The organism is Kitasatospora sp. NPDC001664 (assembly GCF_053596675.1).
In genome coordinates, this window is the sequence record NZ_JBSFGS010000016.1 from 1 (window position 1) to 14,832 (window position 14,832).

General features: G+C 73.9%; 16 protein-coding genes. 8 read left to right on the forward strand and 8 right to left on the reverse strand.

Annotation, left to right across the window (positions count from 1 at the left end; translation table 11 throughout):
- Positions 1 to 284: 284 nt before the first annotated feature.
- Entirely contained in the window at positions 285 to 1,319 is a 1,035-nt protein-coding gene (locus ACWCYY_RS22660) for a hypothetical protein (RefSeq protein ID WP_449797042.1), read from the reverse strand.
- Positions 1,316 to 1,669, reverse strand: a complete 354-nt coding sequence (locus ACWCYY_RS22665) for a PadR family transcriptional regulator (RefSeq protein ID WP_345286603.1) — start codon at positions 1,667 to 1,669, stop codon at positions 1,316 to 1,318. Before ACWCYY_RS22665 ends, ACWCYY_RS22660 begins: the two co-directional genes overlap by 4 nt.
- Before the next feature lie 143 nt (positions 1,670 to 1,812).
- Here ACWCYY_RS22665 and ACWCYY_RS22670 point away from each other — a divergent pair, with 143 nt between their 5' ends.
- From ACWCYY_RS22670 to ACWCYY_RS22690, 5 genes are all read left to right on the forward strand, one after another.
- On the forward strand, positions 1,813 to 2,496 hold the full coding sequence (locus tag ACWCYY_RS22670; protein WP_345286601.1) for a carbohydrate binding domain-containing protein: 684 nt from the start codon (positions 1,813 to 1,815) through the stop codon (positions 2,494 to 2,496).
- Positions 2,497 to 2,661: 165 nt separating this feature from the next.
- Positions 2,662 to 4,038, forward strand: a complete 1,377-nt coding sequence (locus tag ACWCYY_RS22675; RefSeq protein WP_449797043.1) for an FAD-dependent oxidoreductase — start codon at positions 2,662 to 2,664, stop codon at positions 4,036 to 4,038.
- Positions 4,039 to 4,118: 80 nt separating this feature from the next.
- Positions 4,119 to 5,096, forward strand: coding sequence for a hypothetical protein (locus ACWCYY_RS22680; RefSeq protein ID WP_449797044.1), 978 nt, complete (start codon positions 4,119 to 4,121; stop codon positions 5,094 to 5,096).
- Positions 5,097 to 5,212: 116 nt separating this feature from the next.
- The gene (locus ACWCYY_RS22685) at positions 5,213 to 6,463 is read left to right on the forward strand and encodes a sensor histidine kinase (RefSeq protein WP_449797045.1); all 1,251 of its coding nucleotides are present in this window, start codon (positions 5,213 to 5,215) and stop codon (positions 6,461 to 6,463) included.
- Between the two features lie 32 nt (positions 6,464 to 6,495).
- Entirely contained in the window at positions 6,496 to 7,137 is a 642-nt protein-coding gene (locus ACWCYY_RS22690) for a response regulator transcription factor (RefSeq protein ID WP_345286593.1), read from the forward strand.
- Here the strand turns inward: ACWCYY_RS22690 and ACWCYY_RS22695 are convergent.
- The gene (locus ACWCYY_RS22695) at positions 7,110 to 7,499 is read right to left on the reverse strand and encodes a hypothetical protein (RefSeq protein WP_345286591.1); all 390 of its coding nucleotides are present in this window, start codon (positions 7,497 to 7,499) and stop codon (positions 7,110 to 7,112) included. The genes ACWCYY_RS22690 and ACWCYY_RS22695 overlap by 28 nt on opposite strands.
- Positions 7,500 to 7,568: 69 nt before the next feature.
- Between ACWCYY_RS22695 and ACWCYY_RS22700 the strand changes: the two genes are divergently transcribed.
- Entirely contained in the window at positions 7,569 to 8,249 is a 681-nt protein-coding gene (locus ACWCYY_RS22700) for a Pr6Pr family membrane protein (protein WP_345286589.1), read from the forward strand.
- A 7-nt stretch (positions 8,250 to 8,256) separates the two neighbouring features.
- Here ACWCYY_RS22700 and aroA read toward each other — a convergent pair whose 3' ends face one another.
- From aroA to ACWCYY_RS22720, 4 genes are all read right to left on the reverse strand, one after another.
- A complete protein-coding gene (gene aroA / locus ACWCYY_RS22705) occupies positions 8,257 to 9,501 on the reverse strand; it encodes a 3-phosphoshikimate 1-carboxyvinyltransferase (RefSeq protein ID WP_449797046.1) in 1,245 nt (414 codons plus the stop codon).
- 279 nt (positions 9,502 to 9,780) lie between these two features.
- Positions 9,781 to 10,986 (reverse strand): MFS transporter, encoded by a 1,206-nt coding sequence (locus ACWCYY_RS22710; protein ID WP_449797153.1) that lies wholly within the window; start codon positions 10,984 to 10,986, stop codon positions 9,781 to 9,783.
- A 50-nt stretch (positions 10,987 to 11,036) separates the two neighbouring features.
- Positions 11,037 to 12,122, reverse strand: a complete 1,086-nt coding sequence (locus ACWCYY_RS22715) for a PLP-dependent cysteine synthase family protein (RefSeq protein WP_380150115.1) — start codon at positions 12,120 to 12,122, stop codon at positions 11,037 to 11,039.
- A 114-nt stretch (positions 12,123 to 12,236) separates the two neighbouring features.
- A complete protein-coding gene (locus ACWCYY_RS22720; protein ID WP_345286586.1) occupies positions 12,237 to 12,620 on the reverse strand; it encodes a hypothetical protein in 384 nt (127 codons plus the stop codon).
- A 187-nt stretch (positions 12,621 to 12,807) separates the two neighbouring features.
- On the opposite strand from ACWCYY_RS22720, the gene ACWCYY_RS22725 reads away from it, so the two are divergent.
- Complete coding sequence (locus tag ACWCYY_RS22725; protein ID WP_345286585.1) at positions 12,808 to 13,596, forward strand: heparin lyase I family protein; 789 nt, start codon at positions 12,808 to 12,810, stop codon at positions 13,594 to 13,596.
- Positions 13,597 to 13,603: 7 nt separating this feature from the next.
- Here the strand turns inward: ACWCYY_RS22725 and ACWCYY_RS22730 are convergent, their stop codons facing one another.
- Positions 13,604 to 14,521: a 1-phosphofructokinase family hexose kinase gene (locus tag ACWCYY_RS22730; protein WP_345286583.1), complete on the reverse strand. Its 918-nt coding sequence runs from the start codon at positions 14,519 to 14,521 to the stop codon at positions 13,604 to 13,606.
- 133 nt (positions 14,522 to 14,654) lie between these two features.
- Between ACWCYY_RS22730 and ACWCYY_RS22735 the strand changes: the two genes are divergently transcribed.
- Entirely contained in the window at positions 14,655 to 14,831 is a 177-nt protein-coding gene (locus tag ACWCYY_RS22735; RefSeq protein WP_345286581.1) for a hypothetical protein, read from the forward strand.
- The last annotated feature ends 1 nt before the right edge of the window (position 14,832 follow it).

Here is a 14,832-nt window from a genome sequence, read left to right on the forward strand (position 1 = left end):
CTGCCGCTCGTGATCCGACAACACCAGCTCGGCCAGCCTCGGCCCAGGACGTCCCATGCACTGACCAACGACGGATCAAGGACTCAGGACACTAGAGCCTGTCTGACAATTCGCGTCGGATCAGGGCGGGTCGTTCGGTGCGTGCGATCGGCGTGCGGCCGGGACGCCCTCGTAGCGGAGCTACTTGGGCGTTTCGGCCGTGCGGCGAGCGTGCGTGCCAAGGGGGCACCTCCCGGCCGAAGGCTGGGGGAGGGCCGGACCCGGCGGGAATTGTCAGACAGGCTCTAACGAGCGGTGGGCGGGCGCCGCTCCAGGAAGCCGGGCCGCCAGTGCGGCAGGACGGCGGCCAGCAGCGCGAACCCGGCCAGCAGCGCGACGGCGAGGACGTGGTGGCCGGAGTTCCACAGGTGGGCGGCGGCCGAGAGCAGCATCAGGGCGAGCACCGGCACCCCCGCCACGGCCGCCGCCGCCGGACCCGGCCGGCCGCGCAGCAGCGCGGGCACGGCCACGGCGAGCAGCGTGAGCTCCGTCGCACCGAGCAGCAGGGCCAGCACGACGCTGGGCGCCCCCGCACCGAGGATCCGGAACGGCCCCAGCCCGAGCGCGGTGTTCAGCAGCACACCGCCGACCAGCAGACCCGCCAGAGAGCTCAGGCGCCGCCCCCTGGTCGGCGGCCCGAGCAGGTCCCGGGGCGCGGCCATCAGGATCAGCAGCCAGATCACCTGCGGCCCGTACCAGGCCGCCATCCTGGCGAGCAGCCGAGGGCCGTCCCCGTAGGACCAGCTCGTCGACAGCAGCGACTCGACCACCATGTGGCCCAGGACCGCCAGCAGGCCCGGCGGCGCCAGCGCCCGGGCCGCGGTCCAACGGCCGGTGACGGCCGCGACGGCCACCACCAACAGGAGGAGCAGACCCGCCCGGCCGAGCCAGTAGCCGAAGCCCGGCAGGGTGTCCACCGGCGCAGCGATCAGCCAGTACAGGGGCCACCCGCGCTGCAGGGAGACGACCACGCCGTCCACCTCCTCCGCCAGCGTGCCCGCCACCGCCGCCACCCCCGCGAACGGCGCTGCCAGAGCAGCCAGTTGAGCCAGTGTCCGGTCCGACCCGAGCCCGAGCCGCATCCGCAGGCCGTGCCCGGCCAGATCGACCCACTCCCGCGCGGCCGACCAACGCCCCCGCCCGGCGGTGGCGTCCGCGAAGACCGCCGCCAACTCGGCGCCCTCGCCCCGGCGGTAGGACCCCGGGTGGAGGCGCATCGCCACCCGCACCCCGAGGCCGCTCGCCCCGCCCATCCCGCTTGCCCCGCTCGCCCCACTCACGAGGCGAATCCCGGACGCAGCTGCGCGGCGCGGCCCGAGGACAGCCGCCGGTCGGCCTCGGCCACCACCGCGCGCAGCCGTTCGGCCTCGCGCTCCAGCACCTCCCGCCCGCCGTCGGTGAGCCCGAAGGTCCGCCGTGCCCTGCCGTCGACCACTTCCTCCCCCTCCACCCGGACCAGTCCCTGCTTGAGCAGGCGTTCCAGGGCTCCGTAGAGCGTCCCGGCGCGGAGCTTCACGCGGCCCCCGGAGATCGCGGTGACCTCCTGGAGCAGCGCGTACCCGTGCCGGGGCGCATCGGCCAGCGCGGTGAGCAGGAGCAGTGTCGGCTCCTGCATCGAACGTTCCGTCATGCCTCTACATATACCGGTGAGTTGAATATACCGTCCAGAGGATCGGCGAATTCGGCACTCTTGACCCGGCCTCCCGCCCTCCACCAGGCTGGGCCCACTCCCTGCACCGCTGCCCGTCCACAACTCCCCACCAGGAGAAGGCAATGCGTGCACCCCACAGACAGTCCGCCACCCCCGCCGCCCTGCTCGGAGCCGTGGCCCTGGCCCTCGTCGGCCTGGTCACGGTCGTACCCGCCGCCGCCGAGCCGCCACGCCAGCAGGTGGTGCGCAACGGCGACTTCGCCGAACCGCTGAGCTCCGGCTGGTCCTGCACCGGTGACGTGACCCTCACCGACCGGATCGTGGAGGGCCGCCCCGGAACCCACGAGCAGGCCGGCTGCACCCAGGCGGTCCGGGTCGTTCCCGGCTCCACCTACGAACTCACGGCCGAGGTCTCCGGGTCCTACGCCTTCGTCACCGTCGAGGGGGTCCCGAAGGTCCCCGACGGCAAGGTGACGCGCTGGGCCGACGGCTCCGGGTGGACCACCCTGACCGCCACCGTCTCCGTGGTCGCGGTCAACCAGGTGACCGTCTCCTTCCACGGCTGGTACGGCCAGGGACCCTTCCGGATCGGCCGGATCGCCATGACCGACGTGACGGCCCCCGGCGCCTGCGTCCTGACCACCCCGGCCTGGCCGCCGAGCCCGACCGTCAGCAGCCCCCGCCCGACGATCAGCCCGAGCCCGAGCCCGAGCCCCAGTCCCACGTGGACCGCCGACCCGAGCCCGAGCACCGAGCCGCGCCCGTACTGGACCTGGACCTGCACGCCGTCGCTCGCGGCCGGGTGACCCGGCGGTGACCCGGCCCTAGCACCACGGATGGGGCGTGGTCCAGACCTCTGCACCTGATGGACATAGGGCATCCCTATGGGGCCATAGATCGGGAAAGGGTAGCCTAACCAGGAACCGCCGGGCACCCTGGCGGTCAACGCTGCCCAGCCGAAGGATGCACGTATGTCCCGCCCCATCCGAGTGGCCATAGTCGGAGCCGGCCCCGCCGGCATCTACGCCGCCGACGCGTTGATGAAGTCCGAGGTCGCCGCCGACCCCGGTGTGTCGATCGACCTGTTCGAGCGCATGCCCGCGCCCTTCGGCCTGATCCGCTACGGCGTCGCCCCCGACCACCCCCGGATCAAGGGCATCATCACCGCGCTCCACCAGGTGCTGGAGAAGCCGCAGATCCGCCTGTTCGGGAACGTGGACTACCCCACCGACCTCTCCCTGGACGACCTGCACCGCTTCTACGACGCGGTGGTCTTCTCCACCGGCGCGATGGCCGACCGCGAGCTGAAGATCCCCGGCATCGAGCTGGACGGCTCCTATGGGGCGGCCGACTTCGTCTCCTGGTACGACGGCCACCCGGACGTCCCGCGCGAGTGGCCGCTGGAGGCCGAGAAGGTCGCGGTGCTCGGCGTCGGCAACGTGGCGCTGGACGTGGCCCGCATCCTGGCCAAGACCGCCGACGAGCTGCTGCCCACCGAGATCCCGGCCAACGTGTACGAGGGGCTCAAGGGCAACAAGGCGCTGGAGGTCCACGTCTTCGGCCGCCGCGGCCCGGCCCAGGCCAAGTTCAGCCCGATGGAGCTGCGCGAGCTGGACCACTCGCCGAACATCGAGGTCATCGTCAACCCCGAGGACATCGACTACGACGAGGGCTCGATCGCCACCCGCCGGGGCAACAAGCAGGCCGACATGGTCGCCTCCACCCTGGAGAACTGGGCGATCCGCGACATCGGCGAGCGCCCGCACAAGCTCTTCCTGCACTTCTTCGAGTCCCCGGTCGAGGTGCTCGGCGAGAACGGCGAGGTCACCGGCCTGCGCACCGAGCGCACCGAGCTCGACGGCACCGGCAACGTCAAGGGCACCGGCGCGTACACCGACTGGGACCTGGGCGCCGTCTACCGCGCCGTCGGCTACCTCTCCGAGGAGCTGCCCAAGCTGCCCTGGGACGCCGTCTCCGGCACCGTGCCGCACGAGGCCGGCCGGGTCATGGAGGCCGGGCACCACCTGCCGTCCACCTACGTCACCGGCTGGATCAAGCGCGGCCCGGTCGGCCTGATCGGCCACACCAAGGGCGACGCCAACGAGACCGTGGCCTGCCTGATCGAGGACTTCCGGGCCGGCGCGCTGCGCACCCCGGACGCCCCGCAGGAGGACGCCGTCCTCGCGCACCTGACGGCCAACCAGGTCGCGTACACCACCTGGGACGGCTGGAAGCTGCTGGACGCGTACGAGAAGGCGCTCGGCGAGCCGCAGCAGCGCGAGCGGGTCAAGGTGGTGGAGCGCGAGGAGATGCTCCGCGCCAGCGGGGTGACCCTCCCTCAGGAGTAGCACCGCTTCCCCCTCCGGGGGGATCCGGTTCCTGACCAGGGCGGAGGCCCCGGGCGGGCGCCGGACGGGAGGGTGGACCCATGGACCTCACCCCGTCCGGCGCACTGCGCCGGGGCATCTGCGCACTCACCGTCGCGGCCACCGTGCCGTACCTGACCCTCAAGACCCTCTGGCTGTGCGGCAGCACGATCGGATTCGGCCCGGACGCCGAGATCGCCCACTCCGGCGCGCTGTGGGCCGCCAACCTGGTCACCTTCGTCATGGACGCGGTGGCGGTCGCCCTGGCGCTGGCCTTCGTCCGCCCCTGGGGCCGGCGGATCCCGGCCGGGCTGGTGCTCTTCCCGGCCTGGGTCGGCAGCGGGATGCTGGGCGCCCTGCTGATCGAACTTCCGCTGATCTTCGGCACCGAGCTGCTGCTCGGCACCGAGCCCTCGGTCGACCCGCAGGGCTGGCTACAGCCCTGGGTGTTCGCCGTGGTCTACGGCGGCTTCGCGGTCCAGGGGGTCGCCCTGCTGGCCGGCTTCGCCCTGCACGCCCGGGAGCGCTGGGCCGGGCTGCTCTCCGACCGGATCGGCGACCTGCCCCGCACGGCCACCCTCGGACTGCAGCGCACCCTCGCGGTGACCGCCGCAGGGCTGGCCCTGCCGCTCGCCGCCGCCCGGCTCTACTGGGCGCTCGGCGGCCACCTGGCCCGCCCGCTGCGGCTGTTGGACGGCCACCGCCCCGCCAGGATCATCGACGCCGTCACCGCCGTGCTGTTGCTGGCCGCCTGCACCGCGTTCCTCTGGGTGGTGCTGCGCCGCACCCCGCAGCGCCGGCTGGCCCCCGCCCTGCTGACCGGCTGGCTGGCCGGCGGCGCGGTCTTCGCCTGGGGCGCGTGGAACGTCTTCGTCTGGCTGCTCCAGCCCGACCTCCCCGAGCGGACCGACACCGTGCCACCGGCCGGGCAGTTGGCCGAGGCGGCGCAGGCCGGGATCGGCGGGCTGCTGCTGGTGACCGGGGCCCTGGTCCTGATCGAACGTGCGCACGCTGCCGCTGACATAGGGTCAGCTGCGTGAGACCGACCGGCAAGTGGGGGGCGGAGGAAGGAGCGGTGTTGGGGTGCGTGGCTCGGCGGCGCCGAGGAGGGAGTCCATGCGGAGCATCGGCGACTGACGAGAAGCCGGCGAGGTGCGTGCCCCGGCACCGCGACGCCGCCCCCCACTTGCCGGTCGGTCTGCGTGCACTGGTCGGACGCAGGGCGGCGCTCCGCTGGGTGCACCTGGTGCTCGGCGGAGCCCTCCTGATGCCCTTCTGGCTGCTCTGCCTGGTGCTGGTCTCCACCGCCCGGGGACTGAACGACACGCGCGGGGACCTGTGGGCGCAGTTCGAGGCCTTCGCGGTGGCCCTGCCGCTCGCCGCCGCCGTGGCGCTGCTGCTGCCGGCCGTCCGGGTCCTGGAGGCCACCGCCGCCCGGGCCCTCGGACTGGCCGACGGACGGGAGTTGACGGTCACCGCGTCACGGTCCTGGGCCGCCCGGCGGCGCACCGCCGCCTGGTTCGTCCAGCACCTGTTCTGCGGCGGGGTGGTCTCGGGGATGTCGCTCTCCGTCCCGCCGGCGGTCTGCGTGCTGCTGCTCTTCCCGGACCAGGCCGCGGTGCGGGAGCTGTTCGGACCGCTCGGGGTGGCGCCGCAGCTGGTCGCGCTCGGGCTGGTGGCGCTGGTGCTGCTGACCAACGCCGGGGCCGGGGCCTGGCTGGCCCGCACCGCGGTGCCGCTGCTCGGGCCGACGCCCGGCGAGCGGCTCGCCGCGGCCGAACGGCGCGCCCTGGAGCTGGCCCAACGCAACCGGCTGGCGCGGGAGTTGCACGACTCCGTCGGCCACGCGCTGAGCGCCGTCGGGATCCAGGCGGCGGCGGCCGGGCGGGTGCTGCGCAGCGACCCGGAGTTCGCCGAGGAGGCGCTCAAGGCGATCGAGGAGACCGCCCGGGCCGCGGTGGCCGAGCTGGACACCGTGCTCGGCCTGCTCCGCGAGGAGCCCGAGCCCGCCGCCGGCTCCACCGCTCCCACCCTGGCCGGGCTCGGCGCCCTGCTGCGGCAGATGGAGCTGGCCGGGGTCGCGGTCTCCGCGCGGGTCGGACCCGGGACGGGCGAGCTGCCGGCCGAGGCCTCCCGGGCGGCGTACCGGATCGTCCAGGAGGGGCTGACCAACGTGCTGCGCCACGCGGGGCGGGTGACCGCCGAGCTGCGGCTCGAAGTGGTCTCCGGTGCACTGGAGTTGGAGCTGGTCAATCCGCCCGGCGAGGACCGGCCGAGCCGTCCGGGCGGCGGGCGGGGGTTGGCCGGGATGGCCGAACGGGCCGCGGTGCTGGGCGGCACCTGCGGCGCAGGCGTGGACACCGACGGCCGCTGGCGGCTCACCGCCCGGCTGCCGCTGAACAGTTGAACAGTTGAACCGAACGAGCAGGGGGCCGGGACATGACGGTGCGCGTAGTGATCGCCGACGACGAGCGGCTGGTGCGGATGGGCCTACGGGCCATCCTGAACGCCGAACCGGACCTGGAGGTGGTCGGGGAGGCCGCCAACGGTGCCGAAGTCGTCTCCCTGGTGAGGGAGTTGCGGCCGGACGTGGTGCTGATGGACGTCCGGATGCCGCAGGTGGACGGCATCCGCGCCACCGAACAGTTGGTCTCCACCCTCGACCCGGCGCCCCGGATCCTGGTGGTCACCACCTTCGAGAACGACGACCACGTCTACGACGCGCTCCGGGCCGGAGCCGCCGGCTTCCTGCTCAAGCGCGCCAGCGCCGACGAGATGGTCCAGGCCGTCCGCCTGGTCGCCCGCGGCGACTCCCTGCTCTTCCCCGCCGCCATCCGCGACCTCGCCACCGCCCGCCGCCCCGCCCGCCCCGACGCCCGCACCCGCCGCCTCACCGACCGCGAGTCCCAGGTCCTCCGCCTGATGGCCGCCGGCCTCAACAACGCCGAGATCGCCGCCCACCTCGTCGTCAGCCCCGAGACCGTCAAGACCCACGTCGGCGGCATCCTCACCAAACTCGCCGCCCGCGACCGCACCCAGGCCGTCATCACCGCCTACCAGGAGGGCTTCGTCAGCCCCTGACCCGCCCGGGCCGCCTCCTCCAGCAGTGACCACCCGTCAAGCTCCACGGCGGGACCGCCCGGCGCCCAGCCACCCGCCAGCGCGGCGTCGAGCAGGGCCCTGACGGCCCCCGGCTCGTGCAGGTTCAGCCCGGCGCCCCTGACGTACCCGACGTCGCCCGAGCCGAGCGGCGCCCCTCCCGGCACGTACCGGTCCGGGCCGTCGGCGAAGACGATGCGCAGCAGGCCGCTCTCCCCTGCGGGCTGGGGGTGCAGGGTCAGTCTCTCCTCGCAGCCCTCCGGCCGGTGGCGGTGACGGAGCGTCCAGAGGTACCTGGTGCCGTCGGCGGTCAGGCGGCGCGGGGTGTTCGGCTTGCGGGGCACGGGGTGATCGTACGCCGGTGACCAGGCGCCTTCCGTGGGTCGGCTACCCGCAGGTAGAGTGCGGCGACCATGCCAACACTCGACCACGGACTGGTGAACAACATGTCGGTCTGGACCCGCCCCTCACTCTGGTGGCGAGCGGCCATCGTGCTCTCGGCCGGGCTCGGGCTGATCCTCAGCAACAGCTCGCTGGTGTACTTCACCATCGAGAGCAACGTGATCGTGCTCGGGTACTTCCTCGGGGCCGTCTACTGGATGGTGAAGCGCTCCACCGTCGAGGCGCCCGCGCCGCGGCTGCGCGGGGCGGTGACGCTGTACATCACCATCACCGGCCTGGTCGCGCACATCCTGCTGAACAAGGGGGCCAACCCGCTGCCCGGGCTGGTGAACGGCGAGAACCTGGTGCAGGAGTGGTCCAGCTTCTTCCTGCACTACGTCACGCCCGTGCTGGTGCTGGGCGACTGGCTCTGCCTCAAGCCGCGCAACGCCTCCCGTTGGAAGGACCTGCCGCTCTGGCTGGCCTTCCCGCTCGGCTACGCCGCCGTCACCATCGCCCGGGCCCTGCTCTTCCCGGACTTCCCGGTCAAGTACCCGTACTTCTTCCTGGACCCGAGCGAGAAGGGCTACGGCTGGGTGTCGCTCCAGATCGTCCAGCTGACCTTCGAGTTCATCGCGCTGGCGGCGCTGGTGGTGGGCCTCGACCGGCTCGGCACGCTGGTCGCGCGCAGGCTCAAGCCGGCCGAGGCCTGAGAGCCGGTCAGATCCCCCAGGAGGCGCGCAGCTTCGCGAACTCCTCGTGGAAGGCCGGGAAGGTCTTCCGCACGCATCCCGGGTCGTCGAAGGTGACGCCCGGGGTGCGCAGCCCGGCCACCGCGAAGGACATCACGATCCGGTGGTCCCCGAAGGTGGCGATCTCGACCGGCTTCGGTGCGCCCGGCCTGATCTCGATCCAGTCCCGGCCGGTCTCCACCTCGATGCCCTGGGCCCGCAGGTTCTGCGCGCAGGCCTCCAGGCGGTCGCACTCCTTGACCCGGGTGTTGTAGACGTCCTCGATCCGCACCGGCCCGTCGGCGAACGGCGCGATGGCGGCCAGCGTCGGCATGGTGTCGGAGATGTCCCGCATGTTGACGGTGATCCCGGACAGCCGCCCGCCGGGAGCGCCGGCCACGGTCACCTCGTCCTCGCCGATCCGGACCTCCGCCCCCATCCGCTCCAGCACCTCGACGAACTTCAGGTCGCCCTGGAGCGCGCCCTGCCCGAGGCCGGGCACCGTCACCTCACGGCCCGTCAGGGCGGCGGCGGCGAAGACGTAGCTGGCGGTGGAGGCGTCCGGCTCGACCGGGTAATCGGCGGCGGTGTAGCCGCCCGGCGGCACCACGAAGACCTTGCCGTCGCCCTCGCGCCCGACCTCCACGCCGAAGCTGCGCATCATGGCGAGGGTGATCTCGACGTAGGGCACCGAGACCAGGTCGGTGACGGTGATCCGCAGGCCCTGCTCGGTGAGCGGGCCGAGCAGCAGCAGGGCGGTCAGGTACTGCGAGGAGAGCCCGGCGTCCAGGGTGAGCTCGCCGCCCTTGACGCCGCGCGCGCTGATCCGCAGCGGGTGGTGGCCCTCGTTCTCCTCGTGCACCAGCACCACGCCGAGCTCGCGCAGCGCCTCGGTGAGCGGGCCGACCGGGCGGCGGCGCATCTGCGCGGAGGCGTCGAAGCGGAACTCGCCGTGCCCGGCGGCGGCCAGCGCGGGGAGGAAGCGGGCGGTGGTGGCGCCGTCGCGGCAGTAGACGTCGGCGTCGTTGGCGGGGCCCTGCGGGCGGCCCTCGACGATCCAGTCCTGGCCGTCCTCGGTGACCGCGTAGCCGAGCGCGGCGAGGCCGGCCGCGAAGCCCTCGGTGTCGTCGGAGTGCAGCGGGCGGCGCAGCCTGGTGCTGCCGTCGGCGGCGGCGGCCAGGAACAGCGCGCGGGCCGTCACCGACTTCGATCCGGGAATCTCGACTACCGTCACGGCGTCCTCCAGGGCGCGGTTGGTCCAGCGGGCGGGGGTGGTCCGGGCTCTGCCTCCCGGGCACCGCACTGCCTCCCGGGACGGCCCGGTGCGGGGCGCGGCGGTGCCCGGCGGACACCCGGGGACGCCCGCCCGGCCCGGTCCGGAAGACGCCCCCATCCTCTCCCGCCGCCGCGCCGGCACGCCGACCGGTCCGAGGTGTGGACCGGTCGGCGGACGGCAGGTGACGAGGAACGGGGCGGACACCGTCTGCTCGGGCCGCCCCGTTCTGACGCTGTCTCAGCCGACCGTGGCCCCCGCGCGGCGGGCCGGGGCGGCGGGAGCCAGCCTGCCGGTGCGGTGCAGGGCGGCCAGCCCGGCGGCCGCCGCCAGGCCGAGGACGGTCAGGCCGAGCCAGGTCGCGGCGGGGGCGAGGTCCAGCGCGGCGCCGACCGCGAGGTTCCCCAGGGTGATGCCGATCCCGCAGACGGTGTTGTAGAGCCCGTAGTGGGTGGCCACCAGCCGGCCCTCGGCGAGCGAGACGACGGTGTCCATCTCGAACGGGTAGGCCAGCATGGTCCCCAGCGTGAGCAGCGCGGCGGCCAGCACCGGCGGGCCGAGCGCGAGCGCCAGCCGGGCCGGACCGGGCCCGGGCGGCGGGACGGCGGCCGCCGCCGCGAGCGGCAGGAAGGCCGCCGCCATCGCCAGCAGACCCGCCGTCAGGGAGCGCCCGGGCGGCCAGGTCCGCCGGCACCAGGCCGTCAGCCGGGTCTGGCCGAGGATGGTGGCCAGCCCGGAGACCACGAAGAGCGCCGCGACCGCCGGTGCGGCCGCCTCGCCGCCGATCCGCCGGACCTCCAGCGGCAGTGCCAGGTAGACCTGGAAGGAGAGCACGTAGGAGCCGGTCATCGCGAGGGCGAAGAGCAGGAACCTCCGGTTGCCCAGCAGCCCGCGCCACCGCACCGGCTCACCGCCTCCGCGCTCGGCCGGCCGGTGCGGCAGGCTGCGCACCTGGACGGCGCTGAGCACGGCGAAGACCGCCGCCGCGGCCAGGCAGGTGAGGCGGAAGTCCAGCCAGGTGAGGGCCAGTCCGGCCAGCGGGCCGAGCAGGATGCCCGCCTGGTAGAAGACGTTGAACAGGGCGAAGGCCTCCACCCGGCGCTCCCCCGCGTCGGCCGCCACGTACGCGCGCACCGCCGGGTTGAACAGCGCGCCGGCCAGCCCGGTGGCCGCCGAGGCGGCGAGCAGCGCGGGGACGGAGTCGACCAGGCCGAGCACCGCGAAGCCGACGGTGCGCAGGGCCAGGCCGGCGACGATCAGCGGCTTGTAGCCGAAACGGTCCGCCAGGGCGCCGCCGGCCAGGAACATGCCCTGCTGGCTGAGGTTGCGCACGCCGAGCACCAGGCCGACCGTCCAGCCGGCCAGGCCGAGGGTGCCGGAGAGGTGCTGGGCCAGGTAGGGCATCAGCATGTAGAAGCCGAGGTTGATGGTGAACTGGTTGACCATCAACAGCCGGACGCTGCGCTCGAACGAGCGGTACCCGCCCCGTCCGCCGCTCACCGGGCCTCCCCCAGCGGGTCGGTGACGGTGCGGCAGCGGGTCCAGCGGGTGACCTCGCGCTCGCCGGGGTGGGTGATCTCGTCGGGGTGCTCGGCGGTCGCGCCGTCCAGCAGGCCGTGCGGGCGGCAGTACTCGTCGTTGTAGACGGTGGAGAGGTAGCGGTGCGGGCCGTCGGGGAAGATCGCGGCGATCCGGGTGCCGGGCGGTTCGGTCCGGGCGGCCCAGGCGGCGACCAGGGCGACGGCGCCCACGCTCCAGCCGCCGGAGGCGTACGCGGAGCGGGCCAGCGCCCGGCAGGCCCGCACGGCCTCGGGAGCGGCCACCCAGTGCACCTCGGCGAACTGCTCGTAGGCGACGTTGCGCGGGTGGATGGAGCTGCCGAGGCCGCGCATCAGCCGGCCGCGGGCGGGCTGGCCGAAGATGGTGGAGCCGGTGGTGTCCACCCCGATCACCCTGAGCTCGGGGTAGTACTCGCGCAGCACCCGGCTCACCCCGGCGGAGTGGCCGCCGGTGCCGACGCTCGCCACCAGCACGTCCACCCGGCCGAGTTGGGCCACCAGCTCCTCGGCCAGCGGCTCGTAGGCGGCGACGTTGTCGGGGTTGGCGTACTGGTCGGGGCACCAGGCGGTGGGGTCGGCGGCCAGCAGCTCGGCCACCCGCAGGCGGCGGGCCTCCTGCCAGCCGCCGGTGGGGTGCGGCTCGCTCACCAGGTCGACGGTGGCGCCCTGGGCGGTGAGCAGCCGGTGCACGTCGGGCTCCAGCCCCGGGTCCGTGACCACGGTGACGGGGTGGCCGTGGATCTGTCCCGCCAGCGCCAGCCCGAGGCCGAGGGTGCCGCTGGTGGACTCCACGATCCGGGCGCCGGGCCGGAGTTCGCCGCGCTCGCGGGCCCGGCCCACCATGTGCAGGGCCGGGCGGTCCTTGATGCCGCCGGGATTGAAGCCCTCCAGCTTGGCCCAGAAGCCCTGGGCACAGCCGGTGAACGGTTCGCCGATCCACACCACGGGCGTGTGGCCGACGGCGGCGGCCAGCGAGCGCCCGGTGCCGGCGGCCGTCCTGGGGAGGGTGGCGGGGGTGAGCACCGCCGTGTCGAGGGAACGCGTGATCGTCACTGCTCTGCTTCCTGCTGACGGATGATCGGTCGGCGGGCACGCCCGTCACCCCCACTGGTCGGCGGGGCGGGGCGTGGGGTTCCGCTAGACCTGTTGCAGGCAGAGCGTGTTGAGCAGCGTGCGGCCGTGTCTCGCGCCGGCCCGGCGGGCGCGCGTCCGGGGCGGGGCGGCCGGGCGGTGGTTCCCGAGCAGTGCGACGGTCAGCAGGGCGACCAGCGCCAGGGCCGGGAGCAGCGGGGTCGGGGAGGCCAGCCACTGGGCGGACTCCTCCGCGCAGTGGTCGGGGACGGGCGGGGCGGGGGTGGCCCCACCCGGGCAGGCGTCCTGCGGGCCCAGCTCGAAGACCGTCAACACCCCGGCGGGGGCGGCCAGATGGGTGTGCGCGGAGGGACCGGCCGCCGAACAGGTCAGCGCGGCCAGCACCAGGGCGACCAGCGCCAGCAGCGCTCGGTACGGGGATGCACGCACAGGGTGACCATAACCCGGCCGCGGAGCCCACGGTCAACCGCCACTCGCTCAACTGGCAGGAACCGTACACGCGTTCGTCACCAAATCACGACACCCGGGAACAGTCAGGAAGCTTTACTGTCCATCATCAGGACGGCAGGATGACTGCCGTCCCACCCACCCCCCGACCCGCAGGAGTTGGCAGCCGATGCGCACCCGCGTGCTCCCCACCGTCCTGACCGCCCTCGTCCTGACCCTCCCGGCCGTTCTCGTCCCGGCGGCCTCGGCCCACGCCGCGCCGAGCTGGACCCTGCGCTGGTCGGCCGACCCGGCCCGCGACGGACTGCGCGCCTTCGAGACCGTCGAGGACGACCGCGCCGACTCGCACCCGTCCGGCGGCCCGCACATCAAGGTCTCGGGCGACGCCTACCGCTTCGACATGCACAAGGTGGACCGCGACTCCTACGACGACCGCCAGCGCCACGAGGTCACCGGCAACCGCACCTCCTCCTCCGACTTCCTGGAGTGGAAGTCGGGCCAGACCTGGCGCGTCACCTACTCGATGTACATCCCGAGCTCGCTGATGGCGACCACCACCTTCACCCACATCATGCAGACCAAGCAGCCGGGCAACGGCACCTCCCCGATCACCGTCACCTCGCTGCGCCGGGTGGACGGGAAGCAGACCATCGAGCACAAGGTGTTCGACGGCGACGTGCTGGTCGGCCGCACCGACCTCGAACCGCTCCAGAACAAGTGGGTCGACGTCGAGTACGAGATCAAGATCGGCGACAAGAAGGCCGGCTCGGTCCGCTGGGTGCTCAAGAGCGGCGGCAAGACCGTGGTCGACGCCACCAAGACCGGCGTCGACACCTTCCTGGCCGACCGGGTCCGCCCCAAGTGGGGCATCTACCGCTCGCTCGGCGACACCTCGGGCTCGCTGCGCGACACCTATCTGCTGCTCAGGAACATGAAGGCCTACCAGCTGAAGGCCTGACACCCCGTCACGGCAGCGGCTCGACCCGGACGCGGTCCCGCCACTGCCGGTACGCGCCGCCGTCGAACTCGCCCGCCCGGGGCGCCAGGACGGTCGCGGCGGACAGCGCCACCGCGCGACGCAGCCGGTCCGGCCAGGGCTCGTCGCGGACCAGGCCCAGGGTGAGGGCGGCCACGGCCGCGTCGCCCGCGCCGGTGGGGTTGCCGGGGACCGGCTCCGGCGGGGCGGCGAGCCAGCTGCCGCGGTCCGTCACCGCGAGCAGCCCGTCGGGCCCGAGCGAGGCCGCCACCGCGCCGGCCCCGGCGGAGCGCAGCAGCGCGGCACCGGCCGCCGGATCGTCGGATCCGACGGCCGCCGCCAGCTCCTTGCGGTTGGGCTTCACCAGCGCCGGGCCCGCCGCCAGCCCGTGGGTCAGCGCCGCCCCGTCCGCGTCCAGCACGGCCGGGACGCCCCGCTCCCCGGCGAGCTCCACCAGCGTCCGGTACGCATCGGCGGGCAGTCCGCGCGGCAGGCTCCCGGAGAGCACCACCGCCCCGGCCCCGGCCAGCAGCCCCGCGTACCGCTCCAGGAAGGCCCGCCACTCCTCCTCGGTCACCACCGGCCCCGGCTCCAGATACATGGTGGCGTCGCCGTCCTCCTGCTCCACCACCGCGATGGTGCGCCGGCTCTCCCCGGCGACGGCCGCGAACTCCTCCGGCAGCCCGGCCCGCCCCAGCTCCTGACGGATCGCCGTCCCTGCCGCCCCGCCGGCCAGCCCGGTGACCACCACCTCGGCCCCGAGCGCGTGCAGCACCCGGGCGACGTTGACCCCCTTGCCGCCCGCCTGCTCGGCCACCTCCCGCACCCGGTTGCTCCCGAAGCGGGCCACCCGGGGCAGGTGGTAGGTGACGTCGAGGGCGGCGTTGAGGGTGACGGTCAGGATCACGGCAGACTCCAGTGCTCATTGATGCTTGATTTATAGCCGGATCGAGCATCTTCGAGCAATACCGTCGAGCCCGGCCCTCGATTGAGTACCGGTACTCAGGCGCCGGCCCCCGGGCCTGCCGGAGACTGGCCCGGTGAGTCGGACCTCGGGCAAGTGGCGCACGACACCGGCGGGGCACCAGACCCCGGTCCGGTACCAGTCCACCGGACACGCACTGGCCGAACTCGGCTGCCTGCTGGCCTCCCTGGCCTTCCTCAGCCTGCCCGTCCTGCTGCTCCTGGTGGCCGCCAAGCTCTTCCCCTCCCCCTGAC

Coding starts and splice junctions, on each gene's coding strand:
- ACWCYY_RS22665 (WP_345286603.1), bottom strand. CDS start 1,669: ATGACGGAACGTTCGATGCAGGAGCCGACACTGCTCCTGCTCACCGCG.
- ACWCYY_RS22670 (WP_345286601.1), top strand. CDS start 1,813: ATGCGTGCACCCCACAGACAGTCCGCCACCCCCGCCGCCCTGCTCGGA.
- ACWCYY_RS22675 (WP_449797043.1), top strand. CDS start 2,662: ATGTCCCGCCCCATCCGAGTGGCCATAGTCGGAGCCGGCCCCGCCGGC.
- ACWCYY_RS22680 (WP_449797044.1), top strand. CDS start 4,119: ATGGACCTCACCCCGTCCGGCGCACTGCGCCGGGGCATCTGCGCACTC.
- ACWCYY_RS22690 (WP_345286593.1), top strand. CDS start 6,496: ATGACGGTGCGCGTAGTGATCGCCGACGACGAGCGGCTGGTGCGGATG.
- ACWCYY_RS22700 (WP_345286589.1), top strand. CDS start 7,569: ATGCCAACACTCGACCACGGACTGGTGAACAACATGTCGGTCTGGACC.
- ACWCYY_RS22710 (WP_449797153.1), bottom strand. CDS start 10,986: ATGGTCAACCAGTTCACCATCAACCTCGGCTTCTACATGCTGATGCCC.
- ACWCYY_RS22725 (WP_345286585.1), top strand. CDS start 12,808: ATGCGCACCCGCGTGCTCCCCACCGTCCTGACCGCCCTCGTCCTGACC.